Raw genomic sequence first — 20,302 nt, forward strand, 5'->3', positions numbered from 1 at the left:
CCCCTCTCCCGACCCGCTTCGCGGGCCACCCTCTCCCGCAGAGGGGAGAGGGAAGAACCTGAGCCAGGAGGAACCCAAGCCATGATGCACGGAGACATCTCGTCCAGCGCCGACAGCGTCGGCGTCGCGGTGGTGAACTACAAGATGCCCCGCCTTCACACCAAGGCGGAGGTGCTGGAGAACGCGAAGAAGATTGGCGACATGATCGTCGGCATGAAGTCCGGCCTGCCGGGCCTCGACCTCGTGATCTTTCCCGAATACTCGACGCATGGGATCATGTACGACGCGGCCGAGATGTACGAGACCGCCGCCACCGTCCCTGGGGCGGAGACGGAGATCTTCGCCGCTGCCTGCCGCAAGGCGAAGGTCTGGGGTGTGTTCTCGCTGACCGGCGAGCGCCACGAGGAGCACCCTCACAAGGCGCCCTACAACACCCTCATCCTCATGAACGACCAGGGCGAGATCGTTCAGAAGTACCGCAAGATCATGCCCTGGACGCCCATCGAGGGCTGGTATCCGGGCGACCGCACCTACGTATCCGACGGTCCCAAGGGGCTGAAGATCAGCCTCATCATCTGTGACGACGGTAACTATCCCGAGATCTGGCGCGACTGCGCCATGCGGGGCGCCGAACTCATCATCCGCTGCCAGGGCTACATGTATCCGGCGAAAGAACAGCAGATCCTCATGTCGAAGGCGATGGCGTTCGCCAACAACACCTACGTGGCCGTGGCCAACGCCGCCGGGTTCGACGGGGTCTATTCCTACTTCGGCCACTCGGCCATCGTCGGCTTCGACGGGCGCACCCTCGGCGAGTGTGGGGAGGAAGAGATGGGTATCCAGTACGCGGCCCTGTCGAAGTTCCTCATCCGCGATGCGCGTGCCCACGGCCAGTCCGAAAACCACCTCTTCAAGCTGCTCCACCGCGGCTACACCGGCATGATCAACTCGAAGGAAAACCGCCACGGGCTTTCGGAATGCCCCTACGACTTCTACCGCCGCTGGATCGAGGACCCTGATGCCACCCGCGACGCCGTGCGGGCCATCACCCGCCAGGGGGTCGGCACCGAGGAATGCCCCATCGACGGCATCCCTTTCGTCGGCAAGGGCGAAGGACCGCCTGATCCGCGCTGAGGAAACCGTTCGCGGTCATTCTCTTCCTGGCACTCGCCCTTCCTGACACGCGCAAAACGCCCGCGGCGGTGGCGCACGCGAGCGAGAACCGGCCGGGCAGGGAAGTTTAGCGAGGTGCTTCCGCAGAACGGTGGTGGGCGCGCCAGCCCCGGGGCTGGCGCGCCCACCACCGTTCTGCGATTGCCCCGTGTGCCTCGTTCACGCCCGCGAGCCGAATGGGGACGGCAGGGCGAGGGATCCAACTGGCTCTCGCAATACGCACGCTGCGCCGTCGTGCCCGGGAACAAGTGCCGGTTTCGACCGGAAGTTTTGTGGGGCACTCTTGGGATGGCGTTCGAGACAGCGCAGCCGAGTCCGACATGAAACCTGGGCGTCCACTGCCAGGACACGACATCCTCGGGCATATCTTAGTTATGCAGGATCAGGTGGAAATCTAGTTGATCGAGCGCGATATAAAACCGTTCATTAACCATCCAACTGCATAGCGAGCGAACGTCCGTTCCGGGGTTTGCTTATGTCTGTCCTGTCTAATATCAAAATATTACACAAGTTACTTCTCGTCATCGGCATGATCGGCGTTGTGGTTGGAGGCTGTGTTTGGTATTCAACCGTACAGATGGCGGTGATCGATCAGGCCTATACACACTTCATCGAAAAGGATTCCCGCGCCGCCGCCTCCGCGCGTCGTCTGAACCGGCTCGTCTATCAGATGAGCTACACGGCCTACCGGATGGTGGCCGAGACGGATCGCGAGCGCGTTCGCAGCGTCAGCGCCAGTTTCGATGCGTTGCCTCCGGAGGTCGATTCGCTCCTCACGGATATTCGAACCAACGCCCCGTACTTCGCCCCACGCATCGACGACGTCGCCGGCCTTCTCGGGTCCTATGTCCGCAACATCGAACTCATGCGGTCCCTCGTCGCTCAGGACCGCAACGCGCAGGCCCTCGCCCTGGGGCACGAGAAGGTCGATCCCGTGCAGGAGAGGGTCTTCGCGACCGTCCGTACCCTTGGTCGGGACATCGAGGCCAGAATTCATCAGGGATCGAATGATCTGACGATCCAGACCAACACCACGCGCTACACCGCCATGATCTTGTCGGCGTTCGGCGTCGTCTTCGGGGCCGTCCTGGCGATTCTCATCGTGCTTTTCGGGATCACGCGCCCCATCGGCGGGTTGACCCGCGCGCTGGAGCGCATGGCCCGGGGCGACGCCGACGCGCAGATCCCGGAAGCCGGCCGTGGCGACGAGATCGGCGCCATCGGCCGCGCCGTCGACGGCATCAAGGCCCTGGTGGCACGCAAGGCGGCCGAGGAGGCCGAGATGCGCCGGATCACCGATGCAGCGGCGATGATGGAGCGCCGGCGCACCATGATCGAGCTCGCCGACGGCTTCGAGGGCGCGGTGGGCGGCATCGTCGGCCGGCTGTCCTGTGCGGCCACGGAACTCCAGGGCACCGCCCGGACCATGAGCGCGACCGCCAATCAGACCGCGAGCCAGTCCACCACCGTGGCGACGGCGGCCGAGGCGGCGGCGGCCAATGTCGGCACCGTGGCGGCGGCGGCCGAGGAGCTCGGCGCCTCCGTGCAGGAGATCGGCCGCCAGGTCGGCGGCTCCGCCGACCTCGCCCACGGCGCCGTGACGGAGGCAGACCAGACGGCGGTCCTCGTTCAGACCCTCGCCGGGGCGGCCGCCCGCGTCGGCGACGTCGTCGGTCTGATCTCGAGCATCGCCGGCCAGACCAACCTGTTGGCGCTGAACGCCACCATCGAGGCGGCGCGGGCGGGAGAGTCGGGGCGGGGTTTCGCCGTCGTCGCCTCGGAAGTGAAGGAACTCGCCGGCCAGACGGCACGGGCGACGGAAGAAATCGCAAACCAGATCACGCAGATCCAGGGGGCTACGGGGCAGGCTGTGGCCGCCATCGGCAGCATCACCACCCGGATCCGCGAGATCAGCGGGGTCGCGACCTCCATCGCGGCCGCCGTCGAGGAGCAGGGTGCGGCGACCCAGGAGATCGTGCGCAACGTCTCTCAGGCGGCTGTCGGCACGGGTGAGGTCACGGGCAACATCACCGGTGTCGCCCGGGCAGCGGAGGAGACCGGAGCCGCGGCCAGCCAGGTCCTGTCCTCGGCCTCCGAACTCTCGCGCCAAACGGAGCACCTCGGCGTCGAGGTCCGGCGCTTCCTCGCCACCGTCCGCGCGGCCTGATCCGGCACTGACCGAACCTGCTTGGCCTTTGCGGCCCATCGTTCTCCATCAGGTCGCGCCTCACGGCGCGGCCTGATGGCGTTCAGGCGGCCGACACCGGACTTCCGGCATCTACTTGAATGCACGTTCAACGAAGATTCATGCAAGCACTACATACTCATGATTGTATTTGAGTTGTCGAGGGCGATACGAAGTTCAGCGGCGATAGACACGGGGCGTAAGGATTTCACTGACGTAGCTTTCGCGTCGAAAGATTGAATATTTTTATGGCAGTCTTCAAATATCCAGCTTAAGGTTTGCAGGATCGCCGCTTGGGATTTCAGTGTTGGCGGGGAGATTCGCAGTGGGATGAGGAATCCATTCTGCACTCGTTCGTTGTGATGCGACGGTGTCGTCCGGGGGGGCGTACTCGGTTCTGGTTTCGATGTTTGGCCGCCTATCCATCGCGCTTCGATGGAAAATGGCATTCGCCGTCGTAACGACCATTAAGGGGCTGGACATATCGCCATGGCGCAGGTTTCGATCCACTCTAATCCGCTAGGATCTGTCAAAGACGAGGCCGGGTTCTCGTCGCGCTCCAGTTCAGCGTTCAGGATCAAGGGCCATTTTTCGAGTGATGCCCCGGATCACGACATGGAGATACTACTTGCCGACCATCGCCGTACGATAGCGCGAGGAACGATTGCTTCGGAGGTGGTGGACGATACTGGATTGGATCGCGGTCTTTCCGTGCTGCGGTCGGAACAGGCTCGGCCGGGCGGTATCGGCGTAACCACCGATCTGGCGCAGGACCTCCACGATTGCGGTGGGTACCATCTGGCGTTGCTGCAGATCTCCCTCAAGCTCCTCGACGCGTTCGTCCCCGAGGGGCGGGGCCGGGCGCATCTCGACCGGACCAAGGCCCAGCTCGCCCGCTTCGCAGCCGACCTGGGGTCCATCGCGGCGCGGCAGGCGGTCATTGCCCGGGCCGAGACCGATTCCCGCGACCTCGAGGCGTTCCTGGTCGCGACTCCGGACGCGTGGTCCCTGGCCTGCGGGCTCCCCGTCGATTTCCGCTGCAACCGGCCGGGTTTGCGCCTGCCCGTGGCCATCGAGCAACCGCTCCTGCGGGTGCTGCAGGAATCCCTCACCAATGTCCTCAAGCATGCCCGCACGGCGACCCGGGTCACGGTGGATCTGAGCGTGCGGCGCGGGTTCCTCACTCTCACCGTCGCCGACGACGGCTGCGGCTTCGATCCGCCCCCTGCCCTCGCCGCCGGCCGTCGATCGACGCACGCGAAGGCCGTCGGACAGGGACTCCCTGGAATGGCCGCCCGAATGGCGCGGATCGGGGGACGGCTCACCATCGAGTCGGCGCGCGGGCACGGGACGCGAATCCGCGCTCGCCTGCGGCTTCCGGCGTGAGGGGTCACCGTGTTCGAGACCGCTTCCGAGGGAGGCGCGGACGCGATCCGGATCGTCCTGGCCGACGATCACCCCGCCATCCTGGCGGGCCTGCGGGCGCTCATCGACGGCACCGACGGCATGACCGTGGTGGCGGCGGCCAATACCGGCGGACAGGCCCTGCGCCTGATCGAGGAGTTCGCACCCGGCGTCGCGGTGGTGGATATCGCCCTGCCTGACATGACTGGCGTCGTCTTGGCCCGCAAAGCGGCCGCCCTGGCGCTGCCGACGCGGCTCATCGTCCTCACCGCTCACAACGACCGGACCCTGGTGCAGACCGCCTTCGAGGCCGGCGTGCGCGGCTATGTGCTGAAAGGCTCTCCTATCGACCACGTGCTGCACGCGGTGCGGGCGGTGATGACGGAGGGATTCTACCTCGATCCGACCATTGCCGGACAACTGTTCGATCCGCGTGTCGCGCCGGGGCGGCGACGGGCGTCGATGGACCAGGGCGCGATGCAACTCGCCCTGACCCAGCGCGAGAGCGAGGTGATCCGCCTCGTGGCCCTCGGCCACACCAACAAGGAAATCTCGGGACAGATCAACGTCACCACGAAGTCCATCGAGACTTACAAGATGCGCGCCTGCGACAAGCTCGGCATCCGCACCCGGGCGCAGATCGTGCGCTACGCGCGGCTCCAGGGTTGGCTCTGCGAGCCGTGAGCGCGATCGGGCGCGGCTGAAACCCGTGCGTCCAGGCAGGCCGCCAGCACGGGCAGGAACTGCCACAGGTCGCGGTTGAGCCGGGTGAGCTGACGGTTCACGTCCGTGAGTTCCCGTACCCGCGCGTCGTCCATGGGGCGTCGGGTACCGAGGCCGAGGCGTCCGCCGTGCTCGACGATCCGCATGGTGTTGGTATGGGTGATCTCGCCGGCCGCGTTCACCTCCGACATGGCGTGTGTGAGGTCGTTGCGGACCTTGGTGGTGGCGTTGAAGCGGCGGATCAGGCGCTCCAGGGTTTGAGCGACGGCCGGATCGGTGAGCTTCACCGAGGCGAGGCGCCGGATCAGGTCGAGGCGCGCCCGGCTCGTGTTCAGGGTGCCGAAGACGAGGGCCGCCGTGACCTCGTCCGTCCGCAACAGCAGCATCAGGACATAGACGAACAGGCTCTCGTTGTTGGACCAGCTCAAGCCCAGGTTGCCGATGAGGCTCAGGATCTGCGTCTGCCGCAGGGCGGCCTCGCCCTTCGGAGGCTGGATCGCATCGAAGTCCGGGGCGGCCGGCAGGTCCGTTCGCATGGAATTCACTCCTCCGGGCCGGTCCGCCTGAGGCGGTAAGGGCGGGCCTCGGGCATTGAACCCGACGAGGGTACGGACGATCAAGATCATTCGCGCGTTCTGGCAGTGTGAATTCTTTCGGGTCTATGTTTTCCGAGGCGAGATATCAGTTCGTCCTAAGAGATGACTTGAGTCTCCGTCCGTTCGGGGGTCTCGTTGTAACGGGCGACCCGTCGTTGCCCATGGCTTCCGAAGATTGTCCGGGATGGCCCATCTCACAGACCTGTGGTTGGCCCGGCGCGGGCGCCGAGCGGCCCTGCGCTTCGTCCGCCCCTACGTGGAACGGACGCGCTGGCGGCTCGGCTCCGATCCGGGGCAGGCCTGGATGGAGCCCTACGCCCTCGGCTTCCTCTCCGGTTTGATCACCCTCGTCGCCCGGCCGCTCATGGGGCAGGCCCGCGGTGAACTCCTCGGCCTCGTTCAGGTCGAGGTATGGGCGACCCTGACCGGGCTGCCGGACGTCGTGGCCGGCGAGCGCATCCTGACCCTGAGCCTGGGGCAGGACCTCGATTTCGCCCTCGGCTTGCGCGAGGCCCTCGATTTCCACGCCGCCGTGCAGGCGCGCGCGCGGCGGGATGCCCTCGCGGACGAGGCCGGCACGCAGACGATCCACGACCTCTGGGACAGTCTCATCGGTTTCCGCCTCGAGGCCGGTCCCGTCCGGGCGCCCGGTGCGCCGTAGTCATTAACCTGGATTTCGCCTGCCGCCCTCGGTTTTTCGCGTTTCTTGTTGCGGCGCGGCAGAATAGGTCTGTGAAAGATCCGCGCCGGGCATGTCTGCATCGAGCTTTCGGGTTTTCCTGACGAAGATTTACGTTTTTTTAACACTTACGAACCGTGGCCGTTCTGCAAAGTTCGTTTCGCTCCCAAGTGAAGCGCGCCGAACCGGCCCCGCCGGAGAGGTCGAGAGCTTCGGGAGTGCTATCCGGCACAGGTTTTATTCGATCGTCTCGCCGACGTAGAAGATCAGCGAGTCATCGATCCCCCGTGCCTCATCCAACCAACGGGAGAACGATCATGAGCGGCAACAACAACTCCAACAACGGCAACGCCATGGCAGCCCTCTTCGCCAGCCAGGCTCAGGGACAGCTTCAGGCCGAAGCGCAGGGCCAGGGTCAGGGCCAGCTGCAGGCCGCGATCCAGGATCAGGACCAGGGACAAGGGCAGAGTCAGGGCCAGAGCCAGCATTCGTACAACGAATCCGACAACGGAAATCTGAACGGCAACGGCAACCTCAACGGCAGCCTGAACGCCAACGGGAACCTCAACGGAAATCTGAACGGCAACATCAACGATAACATCAACACCGTCGACACGACGGTCACCTCGGCGGTCAACGTCACGGTTGGCGTCAACGGCGAGTGGGCCGCTCCCTCGGAGATGGGCACCATCCACCTCGACAACCTGAATATCGATCACCTCGACGGCAGCTTCTTCGTGATGCCGGACTTCTCGGCCCAGACCCTCCATGGCGATGGGAACATCTTCAACCTCGACCAGGTCAACAGCCTCGTCGACAACGACTACCTGTCCAGCCCGAGCGTCAGCCTCGGTCTCGGCGGGCTCGAGTCCTACTGCGGCCCCGAGGGGACGCTGCCGACCTTCAACTTCACCCAGAACGCGACCGGCACCGGGGGCGACGCCGCCATCAACAACAGCCTCGGCGGCGACCACGGGACCAGCGGGGCCGTCTCGTCGGCGAACGCCGTCACGGCCGAAGCCTTCACCCAGCACATCACGCAGGGGGCCAACATCCAGTACAACTCCATGCCGGTCTCCGTCGTCGGCGGCGATTCCCTCAGCGACATCGGCAGCGGTGACGGCGGCGGCCACCACAATTCCTGAGCCATGATCCCGACCCGCGCCGATGTCCGGCGCGGGTTCTTCCACGCTCACCGATCCCGGCGCGCCGGCCGTTCCCGGCCGGCGCGCGCGGGGTGTGCCGATGGGAACGATCATGCTCGCAGGTGGCCCGACCGAGATCATCGCCCATTTCGCCGGGCATATGCGTCTTCTCGATACGGTGGTGCTCCACCGCGAACTCTACGACGGCGCCCCCGGCCGCGGATCCGCGCAGCCGGCCGAGGCATCGCACGGCGACGTCGCGACGAATATCGACCTCGACGAGATGCCGAGCCGGTCCTACCCGGCCGCCCTCGCAACTCCCGATGCGCTTCGCTTCGGGCACGCGCTCGTCGGGCAAAGCGGGCCGGCACCGCAGACCAAGCTCGCCCCCGCCCCCGTACCCGTCGACGGGCGCCATCCCGTCGGTCCGGGGGGCGGTAGCGGCGGCGGCGGAGCGGGCGGCAGGGCCGAGACCGATCACGATGTGGCGCCGGATCAGGAACTCATCCAGGTTCTCCAGATCAACGAACTCCACGACGATGATCTCCTGATCATGGTCCAGGGGACGGGCGTGGAGCACCTGCACCACCTCGATCCCGACATCGCCCTCGACGGGATGCTGGCCGAGGCACGCGGGAGCCTGCCAACGGATCTCCTGCTCCACGGGACCGGTACGGGCAACCGGATCGCCTTCGTGCACGGGCGCGACGCCGCCACGGTCGCCGAGGCCGGGACGGGATTCCAGGGCTCCACCGATCTCGAGGGCGTCACCATCGATGGGGTACGCCAGCCCACCGGTACGGTGTTGCCAAGTATCTCCGCCCCCGTATCCGCCCACGACGGCGGATCGCACAACGGGCTCCTCGACCCCGGCCTCGCGGCGGTGACGGGGGGCAACCAAAGCTTCAACGTCGCCGGCATCCTCGACAACCACACTCAGCACCACGCGCTGGTCGTCGGCGGCGACGCCTTCACCACCCAGGCGGTCGTTCAGGTCAACGTCCTCGCCAACATCGTGGACATCGCGGTGGGTGGGCGCAGCGGCATCCTCGACCTCGTCACCGGGGGGGATCTCACTCGCAATGCGGCGAAACTCACCCAGCACGACACCGATTCGGGGGTGGTGACGCACCTTTCTGCCGACGCGCGCATGAAGGTCAATGTCATCACGGGCGATTTCTACGACGTGAAGAGCATCACCCAGATCAACATGCTCTCCGACAACGACGTCGTGGTGCAGGGCACGTTCGGCACCTATTACACCGCCGTCGCCGGGGCCAACACACAGGTCAACCTGTTCACCCTGGAGGAGATCGGCTCGCGCTACGACCTCATCGTGGTGCGCGGCGACTATCACACCTTCAACATGATCCAGCAGACCAACGTGCTCCTGAACGATGCCGTGGTGAAAGCCTACACCGCCCGGGCGGATACGCTGAGCCAGACCATCGTGACCGGTAACAACGTGCTGGAGAACTCCGCTGCCCTCGACCACTATGGCACCACGGCCTTCAAGAGCCTGTCTGCCGAGCAGCACGCGGCCCTCGCCGGCCTGGAGGCGGATCACCTCCATCCGGCGCTGGCGGCCCTCCTGCCCCAGGCCGAGTCCGCGACCCTGCACGTGCTTTACGTGACGGGGGACTTCTACAGCATCAACGCCGTCTCCCAGACCAACATCGTCTCGAACGTCGACACGGCGATCCAGCACCTGCCCGATCCGGGCGGCACGACGGGCCCGACGGGCGAGGCCACCCATTCGACGCAGATCGTAACGACGGGGGCCAACCACCTGGCCAACATTGCGGCGATCACCACCGTGGGGACTACGACGGCGGCCCAGTTCGTCGGCGGCGCGCATTACGATGACGCGATCCTCGTCCAGGCCAATTACGTCAGCCAGAGCGCCCGGGTCACCATCGGCGACACCCAGAGTCTTGCCACGGAAGTCGCGGCCTTCACCGGATTGCACGATGTCGCCCTGCCCGACACGGGAACGCAGGATCTGCTGGGCCCGGCCTTCCACGGCGCCACCTCCAGTCTGACCCACGATCTGCTGCACGGAATGATGGCCTGACCCACGATCCGGCCGGCGCAACCGGCCAACGAACACGGTCGGAATACCGGCCGACACGGTCGGAACACCGGCCGCAAAAGGGGGGATGCGATATGGACGATCTCGGCAGTCGCGGTGCATCCGTGGAGGGCGATGCCCCGGAACCCGTTCTCGGGACCCGGTTCGGGGCCTCGAAGACACCATTTCGTCAGGATGCCCGCGGACGCGCCCCCGCCCTGGCGGTGCCCGCCGCCTCGCCCCCTGCGGCGGCGACCGGGACGCCTGGAACGCCCGGGCCATCGGGAGGCGGCGCCGTACCGGCCCGGGATCTTGCAGGGTCTCCGGAGCCGGAGGGACGGTCGGGGTCGGCGCACGCGAAGGCGGGCGCCACGACGACCATCGCGTACGAGGCGGCGGCGCCCGAACCCGCCCCCGCTCCGCCCCGGAAGCAGGAGGGGGGCGGCTCCGGCGGCAGGGACGGCGGAGGATCGGGCGGCGGCGGTGGAGGCGGTGGGAATGGCGGCGGCCCCCTGCAGCAGCGCGCCAGCGACCGGGATTTCCGAGAAGTTCTGACCAAGGGCCTCGCCGGCTGCAGGCGCAAGCTCATCGTCGTCGGGGTCTTCTCGTTCTGGGTGAATCTGCTCGTCCTCGGAATCCCGATCTACCTTTTCAACATTTCCGACCGGGTGCTGACGAGCCGCAGCCTCGACACCCTGATGATGCTCACCCTCGTGATCGCGGGGGCCGTCGTCGCCCACGTGATCCTCGACGTGGTGCGACGGTTCATCCTCATGCGGATCGCCGTTGAGGTGGAGGTGCGCCTCGGCGCCCCCGTCCTGGCGGCGGCGGCCAAGGCCTCGCAGGCGGGCTCGAGCCGCGAGTTCCAGACCCTGGCCGACCTGCAGCAACTCAGGAACTTCATCACCGGCCCGGTGCTGCTCGTGATGTTCGATGCCCCCGTGGCGCCGGTCTATCTCCTCGCCGTGTTCCTCATCCATCCGGATCTCGGCTGGATCGTCACGGTGACGGGCCTGCTGCTGCTGTCCCTCGCCCTCCTCAACCAGAAGCTGACGGCGGTGCCGTTCGCCCAAGCCAGCGCGTACTCGACCCGAGCCAATCTCCAGGCCGACGCCATGGCCCGCAACAGCCAAGTGATCAACGCCATGGGCATGACGCCCGAATGCGTCGCCATCTGGGGCCGCGAGACCGCCGAATCCCTCAAGGCCCAGGTGATCGCACAGGACCGCAACATCGTCATCGCCGGTCTGTCGAAGTGCATCCGCCTCTCGACGCAGATCGGCATGCTCGGCTGGGGGGCGATCCTGGCGCTCGACGGCAAGCTCACGGGCGGCACCATGATCGCCGCCTCCATCGTCGGGGGCCGGGCGCTCGCGCCCGTCGAGGGCGTCATCGACGGCTGGCGCAGCTTCGTCGGCGCCCGCCTCGCCTACGCGCGGGTGAAGTCCCTCCTGCTGAACTCGCCGCTCAACTTCGACCGCCTGCGCCTGCCCCGCCCCCTCGGGCGTCTCACGGTGGAGCGGGTGCTCTACGTGCCGCCGCCGAACAAGAAGGTGATCCTCAATGGCCTCACCTTCCAGCTCGATCCGGGCGAATCGCTCGCCATCGTGGGCGCCTCGGGCACGGGCAAGTCGACCCTCGCGCGCATGCTCGTCGGTTCGATCTCGCCCACCGCCGGAGCCGTGCGCCTCGATATGATGGACCTGCGCAACTGGGACCCGCGCCAGTTCGGCCAGAGCGTCGGCTACCTGCCCCAGGAGGTCCAGCTCTTCCCCGCCAGCATCAAGGCCAATATCGCCCGCATGCAAGACGACGCCTCCGATGCCGACGTGTTCGACGCCGCCGAGATCGCCGACGTCCACGAGCTCATCTCGGGGTTCGCGCAGGGCTACGAGACCCTGGTGGGCATGGACGGCAGCCCCCTCTCGGGCGGCCAGCGCCAGCGCATCGGCCTCGCACGGGCCTTCTTCGGCGACCCTCGCCTCGTGGTCCTCGACGAGCCGAACTCGAACCTCGACACCCCCGGCGAGGTCGCCCTGGCCCGCGCCCTCGTGCGCGCCAAGCAGCGCGGCACCACGGTGGTGGCCATCACCCAGCGCCCGACCCTGCTCAAGAGCGTCGACAAGATCATGATCCTCAAGGATGGCGCCATCCAGGTGTTCGGCCCCCGCGACGAGGTGATCCCGATGATCGTCGGCCGCAGTGCCAACGACGACCGCCCCCTCGCCGGCCGGGGCGGGGCCGGCATCGCCTGATCCCCCGATGGACGAGCCTTGAGGAGCCCCGCGCGCCATGACCGAGATCGCCCCGATCAAGCCCGTCGCCCGCCGCCGCGAATGGTACGACGACATCCCGCAGGATACCCGCTTCCACACGAGCTTCGGTTTCACCTTCCTCGCCGCGATCATCGTAGGCTTCGGGATCTGGGCCAACACTGCCCTCATCGCCGGCGCCATCGTCACGACGGGCGCCTTCGTGGCGACGGGGCAGAACAAGACGGTCCAGCACCTCGAAGGAGGGGTGATCCGCGCGATCCTGGTCAAGGAGGGCGACGTCGTCGAGCCGGGCCAGCCCCTGCTCCAGCTCGACGAGACCGGGCCGAAGGCGGAGCTGCGCCGCCTCGCCCTGCGTCACGACCGCCTCTCGGCCATCGAGGCGCGTCTCCGGGCGGAGGCGCGCGAGGCCCCGGAGGTGACGTTCCCGCAAAGCCTCCTCGCCAAGGCGGGTGACCCCGACATCGACGCCATCGTGGGCAACCAGCTCCTTACCTTCAAGGCGCGGATGACGAGCCTCGCCAGCGACCTCTCCGTCCTCAACAACGGGATCGACGCCATCGAGGAGAAGATCAAGGGTAGCCAGATTCAGCTCAGGGCGACGCGGCGCCAGCTCGAACTGTTCGATCAGGAGATCGCCTCGAAATCGATCCTGCTCAAGAGCGGGATGATCCGCGTCTCGGAGGTTCTCGCCCTGCAGCGTTCCCAGGCGAGCGCCCAAGGGGAGATCGGGCGCCTCGACGGCGAGATCGGCGATGCCCGCGAGCGCATCGCCCGCATCCGCGAGCAGATCACGGGCGCGCGCAACACCGCCGTCAAGACGGCGATGGAGCAGCTGCACGAGACCCTGGCCGACCAGAACGACGTCCGCGAGCGGATGCGGGCGGCGCGCAGCCTCCTCGACCGCATCGTCATCACCGCCCCCGTGCGCGGGATCGTGGTGAAGCTGCGCTACCACACGGATGGCGGCGTGGTGGAACCAGGTAAGAGCATCATGGAACTCGTGCCGCTCCACGACGAACTCGTCATCGAGGCCCGGATCAAGCCGCAGGACATCGATCACGTGCGGCGGGGCCAATCCGCCGCCATCCGCCTCACGGCCCTGAGCCAGCGCATCGTGCCCATGGTCTCGGGCGAGGTGGTCTACCTCTCGGCCGATGCCCTGCCGGACGACCGCCGCAACCAGGCGGTGTCGAGCGATCTTTACGTCGCCCGCATCCGTCTCGATCCCAAGAGCCTCGCCGAGGTGCACAACTTCTCGCCGACCCCCGGCATGCCGGCCGAGGTCTATATGCGCACCACCGACCGGACCTTCTTCGAGTACATCTTCAAGCCGCTCAAGGACAGCATGACGCGGGCGTTCCGCGAGATCTGAAGGCGTCGCCCTCAGCCGGCGCGTGTCGACCCGGCCGGCATCGCCAGGGAAGCGGCGCTCCCCCTGCGGGCGGTGAGGACGAGACCGAGGGCCAGGGCGGCGATGCCGGCGCCGAGCCAGGGCAGGCTGGCGTAGCCCATCCCGAGCGTGAGGGCGCCGCCGCCGAGCGCCGCGCCGCTGGCGTTACCGAGGTTGAACGCCCCCTGGTTCAGGGTGGAGGCGAGATTGGGCGCATCGGTGGCCGCCTCCACCACCCAGACCTGCAGGGGCGAGACGAGGGCGAAGACGAGAGCGCCCCAGACCGGAAGGGTCAGGACCGCGGGGATTGCCGCGTGGCTGGTGAAGGCGAACAGCACCAGGATGGCAACGAGGGCGGCAAAGCTGCCGACCACCGTCGCCATGAGGTGCCGGTCGGCCAGGCGCCCGCCCGCGAGGTTGCCGAGGGTGAGGCCGACGCCGAACAGCAGCAGCGCCCCCGTCACCGCGTGCGGGGAGAGGCCGCTCACCGTCACGAGGAGCGGGGCGATGTAGGTGAAGACCGTGAACAGGCTCACGGAGGCGAGCGTGCTGACCAGCATCGGCAGCAGCACGCTCCAGCGGCGCAGGGAGCGGAACTCACCGGCAAGTCCACCGCGCGAGCCCGGCAGGCCGCCGGGTACGAAGGCCGCGATGGCGGCGGCCGCTACGAGGCCGAGGCCGAGCACCGCCCAGAAGGTCGCCCGCCAGCCCGCGGCTTGGCCGAGCGCCGTCCCGAACGGCACCCCGAGGACGTTGGCGAGGGTGAGGCCGGTGAACATCAGGGCCACCGCCTGCGCCCGCTGCGCGCGGGGGACGAGGCCGCTCGCCACCACCGCGCCGATTCCGAAGAAGGCGCCATGGGCGAATGCCGTCACGATCCGCGCCAGCATCAGGACGCCGTAGGTCGGCGCCAGGGCACAGCCGAGGTTGCCCAGCAGAAAGACCCCCATGAGGATGAGAAGCGCGGCCTTGCGTGGCAGCCGGGCGGTCGCGATGGCGACGAGGGGCGCGCCAATGGTGACGCCCATCGCGTAACCGGAGACCAGGAGGCCCGCCCTCGGCACGCTGACGCCGAAACTCTCGGCCACCTCGGGCAACAGTCCCATGATCACGAATTCGGTGGTGCCGATGCCGAAGGCTGCGGCCGCCAGGGCTAGGATCGGACGGGACAACATGCGGACGCTCGCGCTCGACGCCCCGGCCCGAACGGCGCGAGGTCATTACGCTGCATTGCAGCATGAGCGCGGGCCTAGCACGCGTGCGTGACATTCCCGATGCGTCTGCCTCGCGGGACGCGTGCATGCTGGGCATGGAACATCGCGATGGCCGATGTCCAGCAATGGTCGATCGACAGCATCCGATCCCGTCGACACAACAACGAAAGCCACCCCCGTCACGCGGGAATGGCTTTCGTCGTCATCGCATCAGGAATGCCGGGGGGCGAACCCTCGCGTCTCAGGCGTCGACCTTCTTGCGAGGACCGCGACGCTTCTTCTCGGGCGCGGCGGGCGCTTCCTCTTCCTGCGGCTCCGGCTCGACGCTCACCACCTCTTCCGGAGCGGATTTGGTGAGGCCCTTGCGGCGCTGCTGGCCGAGGCCGAGGGCGCGGGCGAGTTCGGAGCGCTGTTCGGAATAGCTTGCCGAGGTCATCGGATAGTCGGGCGCGAGGCCCCACTTGGCGCGGTACTGCTCGGGGGTGAGACCGCGCAGGGTAAGGTGCCGGCGCAGGGTCTTGTACTGCTTTCCGTCCTCGAAGCTGATCAAGTAATCCGCCGTGACGGAGCGACGGATTTCCTGGGGCGTCGCCTTGGGCGGGCCTGTCTCGGCAGCCGGCGTCCCGCTGGCCGTGACGCCGCGGATCGCCTCATGGACGTCGCTGAGCAGCTTCGGCAATTCGGCGCTCTGGACGTGGTTGTTACTGACATAGGCGGAGACGATATCCGCCGCCAGGGTGATTAGACGAGCGGCATCGGATTCTGTTTCGTTCATGAGGCTGGCACCATTCTTAACTTAAGTCACAACTCGACATGAGCCTATGCTCAGTTCTTGCCGCGATCAATGTTTTGTTGCACCGGCTTGAGATTTTTTGAGCAGTAGTTGTGGATTCGTGATCAATTTCTCTCGCTTCACACGTAGGCGATCACGTTGTCCCGCATGGGTTGCTGGAGGTCACGGCGATGAAAGGTCCCTGCTTCACCAAGGCCGATCTCGCGCGCGGTCTGTGGTGTCGATCGCCCTCGCGGACGACGGTTCGGTGTGTTGGAGCGGCCCGCCGGTGGTGGTCCCGGACAGGCCCGATTTCGGTTCGACTTCGAGGCAGCCATCGGATTCCATGATCCTCCGGCAAAAAAACCGCCTTGCGCCCATCATTGAATGAATATGCCGCGCGGAATTTTCAATACTGGCAGTGGCACGATCGAAATCTCTTTGCAACGGCGTTCAGGTGCAAGCACAGGTCCGAGTCGAAGATCAGCGGTGATGAATTTCATCGGTGCTTTGATGATCGTGCGCGATACAATCGTGAAGTTGTTTCAAGATGATCGGTGCACGCGTGCGGATAGCCTCCGGGTTCGCACCGGTTGCCTCCCTGCGCGGACGAAAGCCTGTCGCTGGCCCCACGGAGGTCGGGCGGTGGCGGTGATGTGGCGCGGTCACCATCGCGCACATCCTTCCAGGGGGAGCAGCCTGTTAACGATCCGCTAACCATGAGGGCGGCAAATCTTGCCGGGTCCCAGTCCGGGGCATCGAGGATAGCTATGAGTGAGGCCGCCGTGCCGGTTTCGGGGCAAGGATCGGGGCTGCCAGGCTCCGGGATGAGCCTTGGTCAGTTCGCGAGTTTCGCGAGGCCCAACCGAGCCAATCTCCAGGCGCTGTCGAAGCGCACCGACCTGTTCTTCGCCACCGCCGTGATGGGCATCCTCACGGTGCTCATCTTTCCCCTGCCGGCCTTCCTCCTCGATCTGCTGCTCGCCGTCTCGATCATCATCTCGGTGCTGATCATGATGACCGGGCTGTTCATCGACAACCCGCTCGAATTCACCGTCTTCCCGACCCTGCTGCTCGTGGCGACGCTACTGCGGCTGGCGCTCAACCTCGCCTCGACCCGTCTCATCCTCGGCCACGGCCACGAAGGGACGGCGGCGGCCGGTCACGTCATCGAGGCGTTCGGCCATTTCGTCATGGGCGGCAACTTCATCATCGGAATCATCGTCTTCGCGATTCTGATCATCGTGAACTTCGTCGTCATCACCAAGGGCTCGGGCCGTATCGCCGAAGTCGCGGCGCGCTTCAGCCTCGACGCCATGCCGGGCAAGCAGATGGCCATCGATGCCGATCTTTCGGCCGGGCTCATCGACGAGAAGGTGGCCAAGGCCCGCCGTGCAGCCCTGGAGGAGGAATCGTCGTTCTTCGGCGCCATGGACGGTGCCTCGAAGTTCGTGCGCGGAGACGCCATCGCGGCGCTCCTCATCACGTTCATCAACGTGATCGGCGGCATCATCATCGGCGTCGCCCAACAGGGCATGCCGTTCATGGGGGCGGCCCAGACCTACACCCTGCTCACCATCGGCGACGGCCTCGCGAGCCAGGTTCCCGCCCTCATCGTCTCGACGGCGGCCGGTATCCTCGTCTCGAAGGCGGGCGTGAAGGGCTCGGCCGACAAGGCGCTCGGCAAGCAGCTCGCGAACTACCCGAAGGCGCTGGGCATGTCGGCCGGCGTCATGGTGCTCATCTCGTTCCTGCCCGGCATGCCGATGCTGCCGTTCCTCGGCCTCGCGGCGGCTTCCGGCTACGCCGCCTGGCACTTTGCCAAGGTCGCCCGCGAGGCCCTGCCCCGCGACGCCGACGGCGTGCCCATGGACGCCACGGCCGTCGCGGCGGCCAAGGAGGAGACGGTCACGGACCTGCTCAAGCTCGACGACCTCAAGCTCGAGATGGGCTACGCCCTCCTCGCCCTCGTCAACGGCCCCGAGGGGCAGGACCGGCTGACCGACCAGATCAAGGCCCTGCGCCGCCAGCTCGCCGCCGAACTCGGCTTCGTGATGCCGTCCGTGCGCATCCTCGACAACGTCCAGCTCGACGCCAACGCCTACGTGGTGCGGGTGAAAGAGATTGAAGCTGGCACGGGTCAGATCTTCCCCGGCCTCTACATGGCGATGGACCCGATGGGCGGGCAGGTGCAGCTGCCCGGCCAGCACATGATGGAGCCGACTTTCGGCCTACCCGCCACCTGGATCGACGCGTCCCTGCGCGATCAGGCTCAGCTCAAGGGCTACACGGTGGTGGACGCCGCCACCGTGGTGTCGACGCACCTCACCGAGATCATCAAGGCCCACGTCTCGGAGCTTCTCAGCCACGTCGAGGTGCAGAAGCTCCTGCGCGAGGCGTCGAAGGAGCACGGCGAACTCCTCAAGGAGGTGATGCCGAGTCAGATCGCCTCGACGGGGATCCAGCGTGTGCTCCAGTTCCTCCTCGCCGAGCGCGTCTCGATCCGCGACATGGGGTCGATCATCGAGGGCGTGGCCGAAGTCGCCGGTCACCTCAAGAACCCGCGCGACATCGTCGAGCACGTGCGCGCCCGCCTCGGCCGTCAGATCTGCGCTCAGTATCAGGGGCCGGACGGCATGCTGCCGATCATCACCCTGTCGCCCGCCTGGGAGCAGGCCTTCCTCGACTCCATCGCGGGCGAGCGCGACGAGCGCTACCTGGCCATGCAGCCGTCCAAGCTGTCGGAATTCGTCAACGCCGTCCGGGACCAGTTCGAGACGGCCGCGCGCATGGGCGAGATGCCGGTGCTCGTCACTTCCGTCCAGACCCGCCCGTTCGTGCGCTCGATCATCGAACGCTTCCGCCGCGAGACTCCGGTGATGAGCCAGGCGGAAATCCATCCGCGCGCCCGCCTGCGGACGGTGGGATCGGTGTGATCCGGTCCCACGCCCTCCCCTCCGTTCGCCGCAAGGCCCTCCTCCCCGCGTCCCCGGAGGGATCCGTTGGGAAGACGGCCTCCCGCGCGGGCTGTCACACGGGCGTCTTGCGGATGCGTGCGTCGAGAGCCTCTGGGTTGATGCCGGGGGCGGTCAGCGGCGGGCCGGGGGTCGCTTCCACGGTGGGGCCACCCTTGATGGCGCTGGCGAGGCGGTTGCGCTCGTAGAGCAGCACGACCACGACGGAGATGAGGAACGGCAGCCAGAAGTAGAACATCCGAAACACGAGCAGCGCGGCGATGATGGACGGACGCGGCACGTCTGGCATCGCCACCACGAAGACGAGCTCGAACACGCCGAGGCCCCCCGGCGCGTTCGACACCAGGGCGGCCGAGAACGAGGCGAGGAACACGGCGAGCACCACGAGGAAGCCCGGGTTCCCGGCCTCCGGCAGGGCGAAGTAGATGATGCCGGCCGCGCCCAGGAGCTCCAGGGGGGCGGCGATCACCTGCCGAAGCATGATGCGCGGGCGCGGGTATTCGAGCTTGAACTTGCGGATCGTCAGGGGCTTCAGGTGTAGGAGCGAGCCGACGACGTAGAGGGCGACGAAGCCCAGCAACGCCGCGCCGAGGATGCGGGCGGTGGCCGGATCGGTGAGCACCGAGGGCAGGTAGCCGTTGAGCCGGGTCAGGGTGTCGGGGAGGGCCACGAGGACGAAACCGCCCAGCAGGATCGTGCCGAGTCCGAAGGTGAACGAGCACAGGGCAACGAGCACGGCGACCTGGGCCGCCGACAGGCCCTTGGCAGTGTAGGCCCGGTAGCGCACCACGGCGCCCGAGAACACCGAGGCGCCGATGTTGTGCGACAGGGCGTAGGTGGTGAACGAGCAGACCGAGACGAAGAACCACGAGATGTGACTCACGCCGAGGTGCAGCAGGGCGATGCGGTCGTACCAGGCGAGCGCCGCGTAGGCGACAAGGGTCGCGAGCCCCGCCAGCAGGAAGCGGTGGACCGGGATCTCGGCGAAGCTGCTCTTGATCTCCGCCACGGAGATGCCAGCGAGCTCGCGATAGAGCAGGTAGCCGGACACCACGACGGCGGCGAGGCCGATGAGCGGCCAGATGAAATCGCTGATCTTCTTCATGATCGACAGGTGAGCCCCACTAAGCGGGCCCTCCCTGCACGACGTGACCCCGCACCGCAAGCGAACGGCGCCGGTGAGCGAAGCCGGGAGGAGGCCGGCACGAAGGGCTGATGGCACCCGATCATGACGGTTTCGTGCCGGCCCGCCCCCTCGGGGCGCGGGCGCTTCGCCTCAGGCGCGGATGCGCGACAGGCCGATCCCGTCCATGACCGCCTGATCGCGGGCGGCTTCGCTAGCGCGCTCGGCGCTGCGTTCGCGGTCGTCCAGGATCTCGATCTTCTTCAGCTCCTCGAAGGCCTCGCCGAGTTCGGCCTTGGCCTCGGCGAGCTGCCCCTCGAGGGCGGCCGCCGACTGGCGCATGTTGTCCCGGCGCGTGGCCGCCGCGCGGGCATAGGTCGGGTAGGCGAAGTGACCGACGTCGGTGATGCCGGCGCGGCCCTCCTCATGGGCGACTTCGCGATCGAGTTCGAGGGCCATGCGGGTGAAGTCGGCCATCATCATCTCGATCTGCGTCACGCGCCGACGCTTCTCGTCGACCTGGAAACGCCGCAGCCGGATCAGCGTGTCACGCGATTTCATCTGATGGGTCCACTC

At 66.9% G+C, this 20,302-nt stretch carries 15 protein-coding genes; 10 read left to right on the plus strand and 5 right to left on the minus strand.

What is annotated here, in order from left to right; translation table 11 throughout:
• Positions 1-81: 81 nt before the first annotated feature.
• The 4 genes from MFF01_RS13955 (at position 82) to MFF01_RS13970 (ending at position 5,446) form a co-directional block, all read left to right on the plus strand.
• Positions 82-1,134, plus strand: a complete 1,053-nt coding sequence (locus tag MFF01_RS13955) for an aliphatic amidase (RefSeq protein WP_238226317.1) — start codon at positions 82-84, stop codon at positions 1,132-1,134.
• A 514-nt stretch (positions 1,135-1,648) separates the two neighbouring features.
• On the plus strand, positions 1,649-3,340 hold the full coding sequence (locus MFF01_RS13960; protein ID WP_238226319.1) for a methyl-accepting chemotaxis protein: 1,692 nt from the start codon (positions 1,649-1,651) through the stop codon (positions 3,338-3,340).
• 729 nt (positions 3,341-4,069) lie between these two features.
• Entirely contained in the window at positions 4,070-4,744 is a 675-nt protein-coding gene (locus tag MFF01_RS13965) for a sensor histidine kinase (RefSeq protein WP_238226320.1), read from the plus strand.
• A gap of 9 nt (positions 4,745-4,753) precedes the next feature.
• Positions 4,754-5,446 carry a response regulator transcription factor gene (locus MFF01_RS13970; protein ID WP_238226322.1) on the plus strand — a complete coding sequence of 231 codons (693 nt, stop codon included), beginning with the start codon at positions 4,754-4,756 and terminating at the stop codon, positions 5,444-5,446.
• On the opposite strand, the gene MFF01_RS13975 is transcribed toward MFF01_RS13970, so the two are convergent.
• Positions 5,410-6,021 carry a hypothetical protein gene (locus MFF01_RS13975; RefSeq protein WP_238226324.1) on the minus strand — a complete coding sequence of 204 codons (612 nt, stop codon included), beginning with the start codon at positions 6,019-6,021 and terminating at the stop codon, positions 5,410-5,412. The genes MFF01_RS13970 and MFF01_RS13975 overlap by 37 nt on opposite strands.
• A 244-nt stretch (positions 6,022-6,265) precedes the next feature.
• Between MFF01_RS13975 and MFF01_RS13980 the strand changes: the two genes are divergently transcribed.
• The 5 genes from MFF01_RS13980 (at position 6,266) to MFF01_RS14000 (ending at position 13,624) form a co-directional block, all read left to right on the plus strand.
• Positions 6,266-6,742: a hypothetical protein gene (locus MFF01_RS13980; RefSeq protein ID WP_238226326.1), complete on the plus strand. Its 477-nt coding sequence runs from the start codon at positions 6,266-6,268 to the stop codon at positions 6,740-6,742.
• Positions 6,743-7,077: 335 nt separating this feature from the next.
• A complete protein-coding gene (locus MFF01_RS13985) occupies positions 7,078-7,905 on the plus strand; it encodes a hypothetical protein (protein WP_238226328.1) in 828 nt (275 codons plus the stop codon).
• Between the two features lie 112 nt (positions 7,906-8,017).
• Positions 8,018-9,979 carry a hypothetical protein gene (locus tag MFF01_RS13990; RefSeq protein WP_238226330.1) on the plus strand — a complete coding sequence of 654 codons (1,962 nt, stop codon included), beginning with the start codon at positions 8,018-8,020 and terminating at the stop codon, positions 9,977-9,979.
• A gap of 92 nt (positions 9,980-10,071) precedes the next feature.
• Positions 10,072-12,231 carry a type I secretion system permease/ATPase gene (locus MFF01_RS13995; protein ID WP_238226331.1) on the plus strand — a complete coding sequence of 720 codons (2,160 nt, stop codon included), beginning with the start codon at positions 10,072-10,074 and terminating at the stop codon, positions 12,229-12,231.
• 37 nt (positions 12,232-12,268) lie between these two features.
• Positions 12,269-13,624: an HlyD family type I secretion periplasmic adaptor subunit gene (locus MFF01_RS14000; protein ID WP_238226333.1), complete on the plus strand. Its 1,356-nt coding sequence runs from the start codon at positions 12,269-12,271 to the stop codon at positions 13,622-13,624.
• Between the two features lie 11 nt (positions 13,625-13,635).
• On the opposite strand, the gene MFF01_RS14005 is transcribed toward MFF01_RS14000, so the two are convergent.
• Both MFF01_RS14005 and MFF01_RS14010 read right to left on the minus strand, forming a co-directional pair.
• Positions 13,636-14,817, minus strand: coding sequence for an MFS transporter (locus MFF01_RS14005; protein ID WP_238226335.1), 1,182 nt, complete (start codon positions 14,815-14,817; stop codon positions 13,636-13,638).
• Between the two features lie 280 nt (positions 14,818-15,097).
• Entirely contained in the window at positions 15,098-15,631 is a 534-nt protein-coding gene (locus MFF01_RS14010; protein ID WP_238226337.1) for a Ros/MucR family transcriptional regulator, read from the minus strand.
• Between the two features lie 824 nt (positions 15,632-16,455).
• On the opposite strand from MFF01_RS14010, the gene flhA reads away from it, so the two are divergent.
• Entirely contained in the window at positions 16,456-18,564 is a 2,109-nt protein-coding gene (gene flhA, locus MFF01_RS14015) for a flagellar biosynthesis protein FlhA (protein ID WP_238226339.1), read from the plus strand.
• A 94-nt stretch (positions 18,565-18,658) separates the two neighbouring features.
• On the opposite strand, the gene MFF01_RS14020 is transcribed toward flhA, so the two are convergent.
• Both MFF01_RS14020 and fliJ read right to left on the minus strand, forming a co-directional pair.
• Positions 18,659-19,708 carry a lysylphosphatidylglycerol synthase domain-containing protein gene (locus MFF01_RS14020; protein WP_238226342.1) on the minus strand — a complete coding sequence of 350 codons (1,050 nt, stop codon included), beginning with the start codon at positions 19,706-19,708 and terminating at the stop codon, positions 18,659-18,661.
• A 171-nt stretch (positions 19,709-19,879) separates the two neighbouring features.
• Positions 19,880-20,287 (minus strand): flagellar export protein FliJ, encoded by a 408-nt coding sequence (gene fliJ / locus MFF01_RS14025; protein ID WP_238226344.1) that lies wholly within the window; start codon positions 20,285-20,287, stop codon positions 19,880-19,882.
• Positions 20,288-20,302 lie beyond the last annotated feature (15 nt).

The sequence above is a fragment of the Methylobacterium adhaesivum genome (assembly GCF_022179065.1).
GTDB lineage: Bacteria > Pseudomonadota > Alphaproteobacteria > Rhizobiales > Beijerinckiaceae > Methylobacterium > Methylobacterium adhaesivum.

Excerpts from the sequence above, each read along its gene's own strand:
- MFF01_RS13955 (WP_238226317.1), top strand. The coding sequence starts at position 82 with ATGATGCACGGAGACATCTCGTCCAGCGCCGACAGCGTCGGCGTCGCG.
- MFF01_RS13960 (WP_238226319.1), top strand. The coding sequence starts at position 1,649 with ATGTCTGTCCTGTCTAATATCAAAATATTACACAAGTTACTTCTCGTC.
- MFF01_RS13975 (WP_238226324.1), bottom strand. The coding sequence starts at position 6,021 with ATGCGAACGGACCTGCCGGCCGCCCCGGACTTCGATGCGATCCAGCCT.
- MFF01_RS13980 (WP_238226326.1), top strand. The coding sequence starts at position 6,266 with ATGGCCCATCTCACAGACCTGTGGTTGGCCCGGCGCGGGCGCCGAGCG.
- MFF01_RS13985 (WP_238226328.1), top strand. The coding sequence starts at position 7,078 with ATGAGCGGCAACAACAACTCCAACAACGGCAACGCCATGGCAGCCCTC.
- MFF01_RS13990 (WP_238226330.1), top strand. The coding sequence starts at position 8,018 with ATGCTCGCAGGTGGCCCGACCGAGATCATCGCCCATTTCGCCGGGCAT.
- MFF01_RS13995 (WP_238226331.1), top strand. The coding sequence starts at position 10,072 with ATGGACGATCTCGGCAGTCGCGGTGCATCCGTGGAGGGCGATGCCCCG.
- MFF01_RS14000 (WP_238226333.1), top strand. The coding sequence starts at position 12,269 with ATGACCGAGATCGCCCCGATCAAGCCCGTCGCCCGCCGCCGCGAATGG.
- MFF01_RS14005 (WP_238226335.1), bottom strand. The coding sequence starts at position 14,817 with ATGTTGTCCCGTCCGATCCTAGCCCTGGCGGCCGCAGCCTTCGGCATC.
- MFF01_RS14010 (WP_238226337.1), bottom strand. The coding sequence starts at position 15,631 with ATGAACGAAACAGAATCCGATGCCGCTCGTCTAATCACCCTGGCGGCG.
- flhA (WP_238226339.1), top strand. The coding sequence starts at position 16,456 with ATGAGCCTTGGTCAGTTCGCGAGTTTCGCGAGGCCCAACCGAGCCAAT.
- MFF01_RS14020 (WP_238226342.1), bottom strand. The coding sequence starts at position 19,708 with ATGAAGAAGATCAGCGATTTCATCTGGCCGCTCATCGGCCTCGCCGCC.
- fliJ (WP_238226344.1), bottom strand. The coding sequence starts at position 20,287 with ATGAAATCGCGTGACACGCTGATCCGGCTGCGGCGTTTCCAGGTCGAC.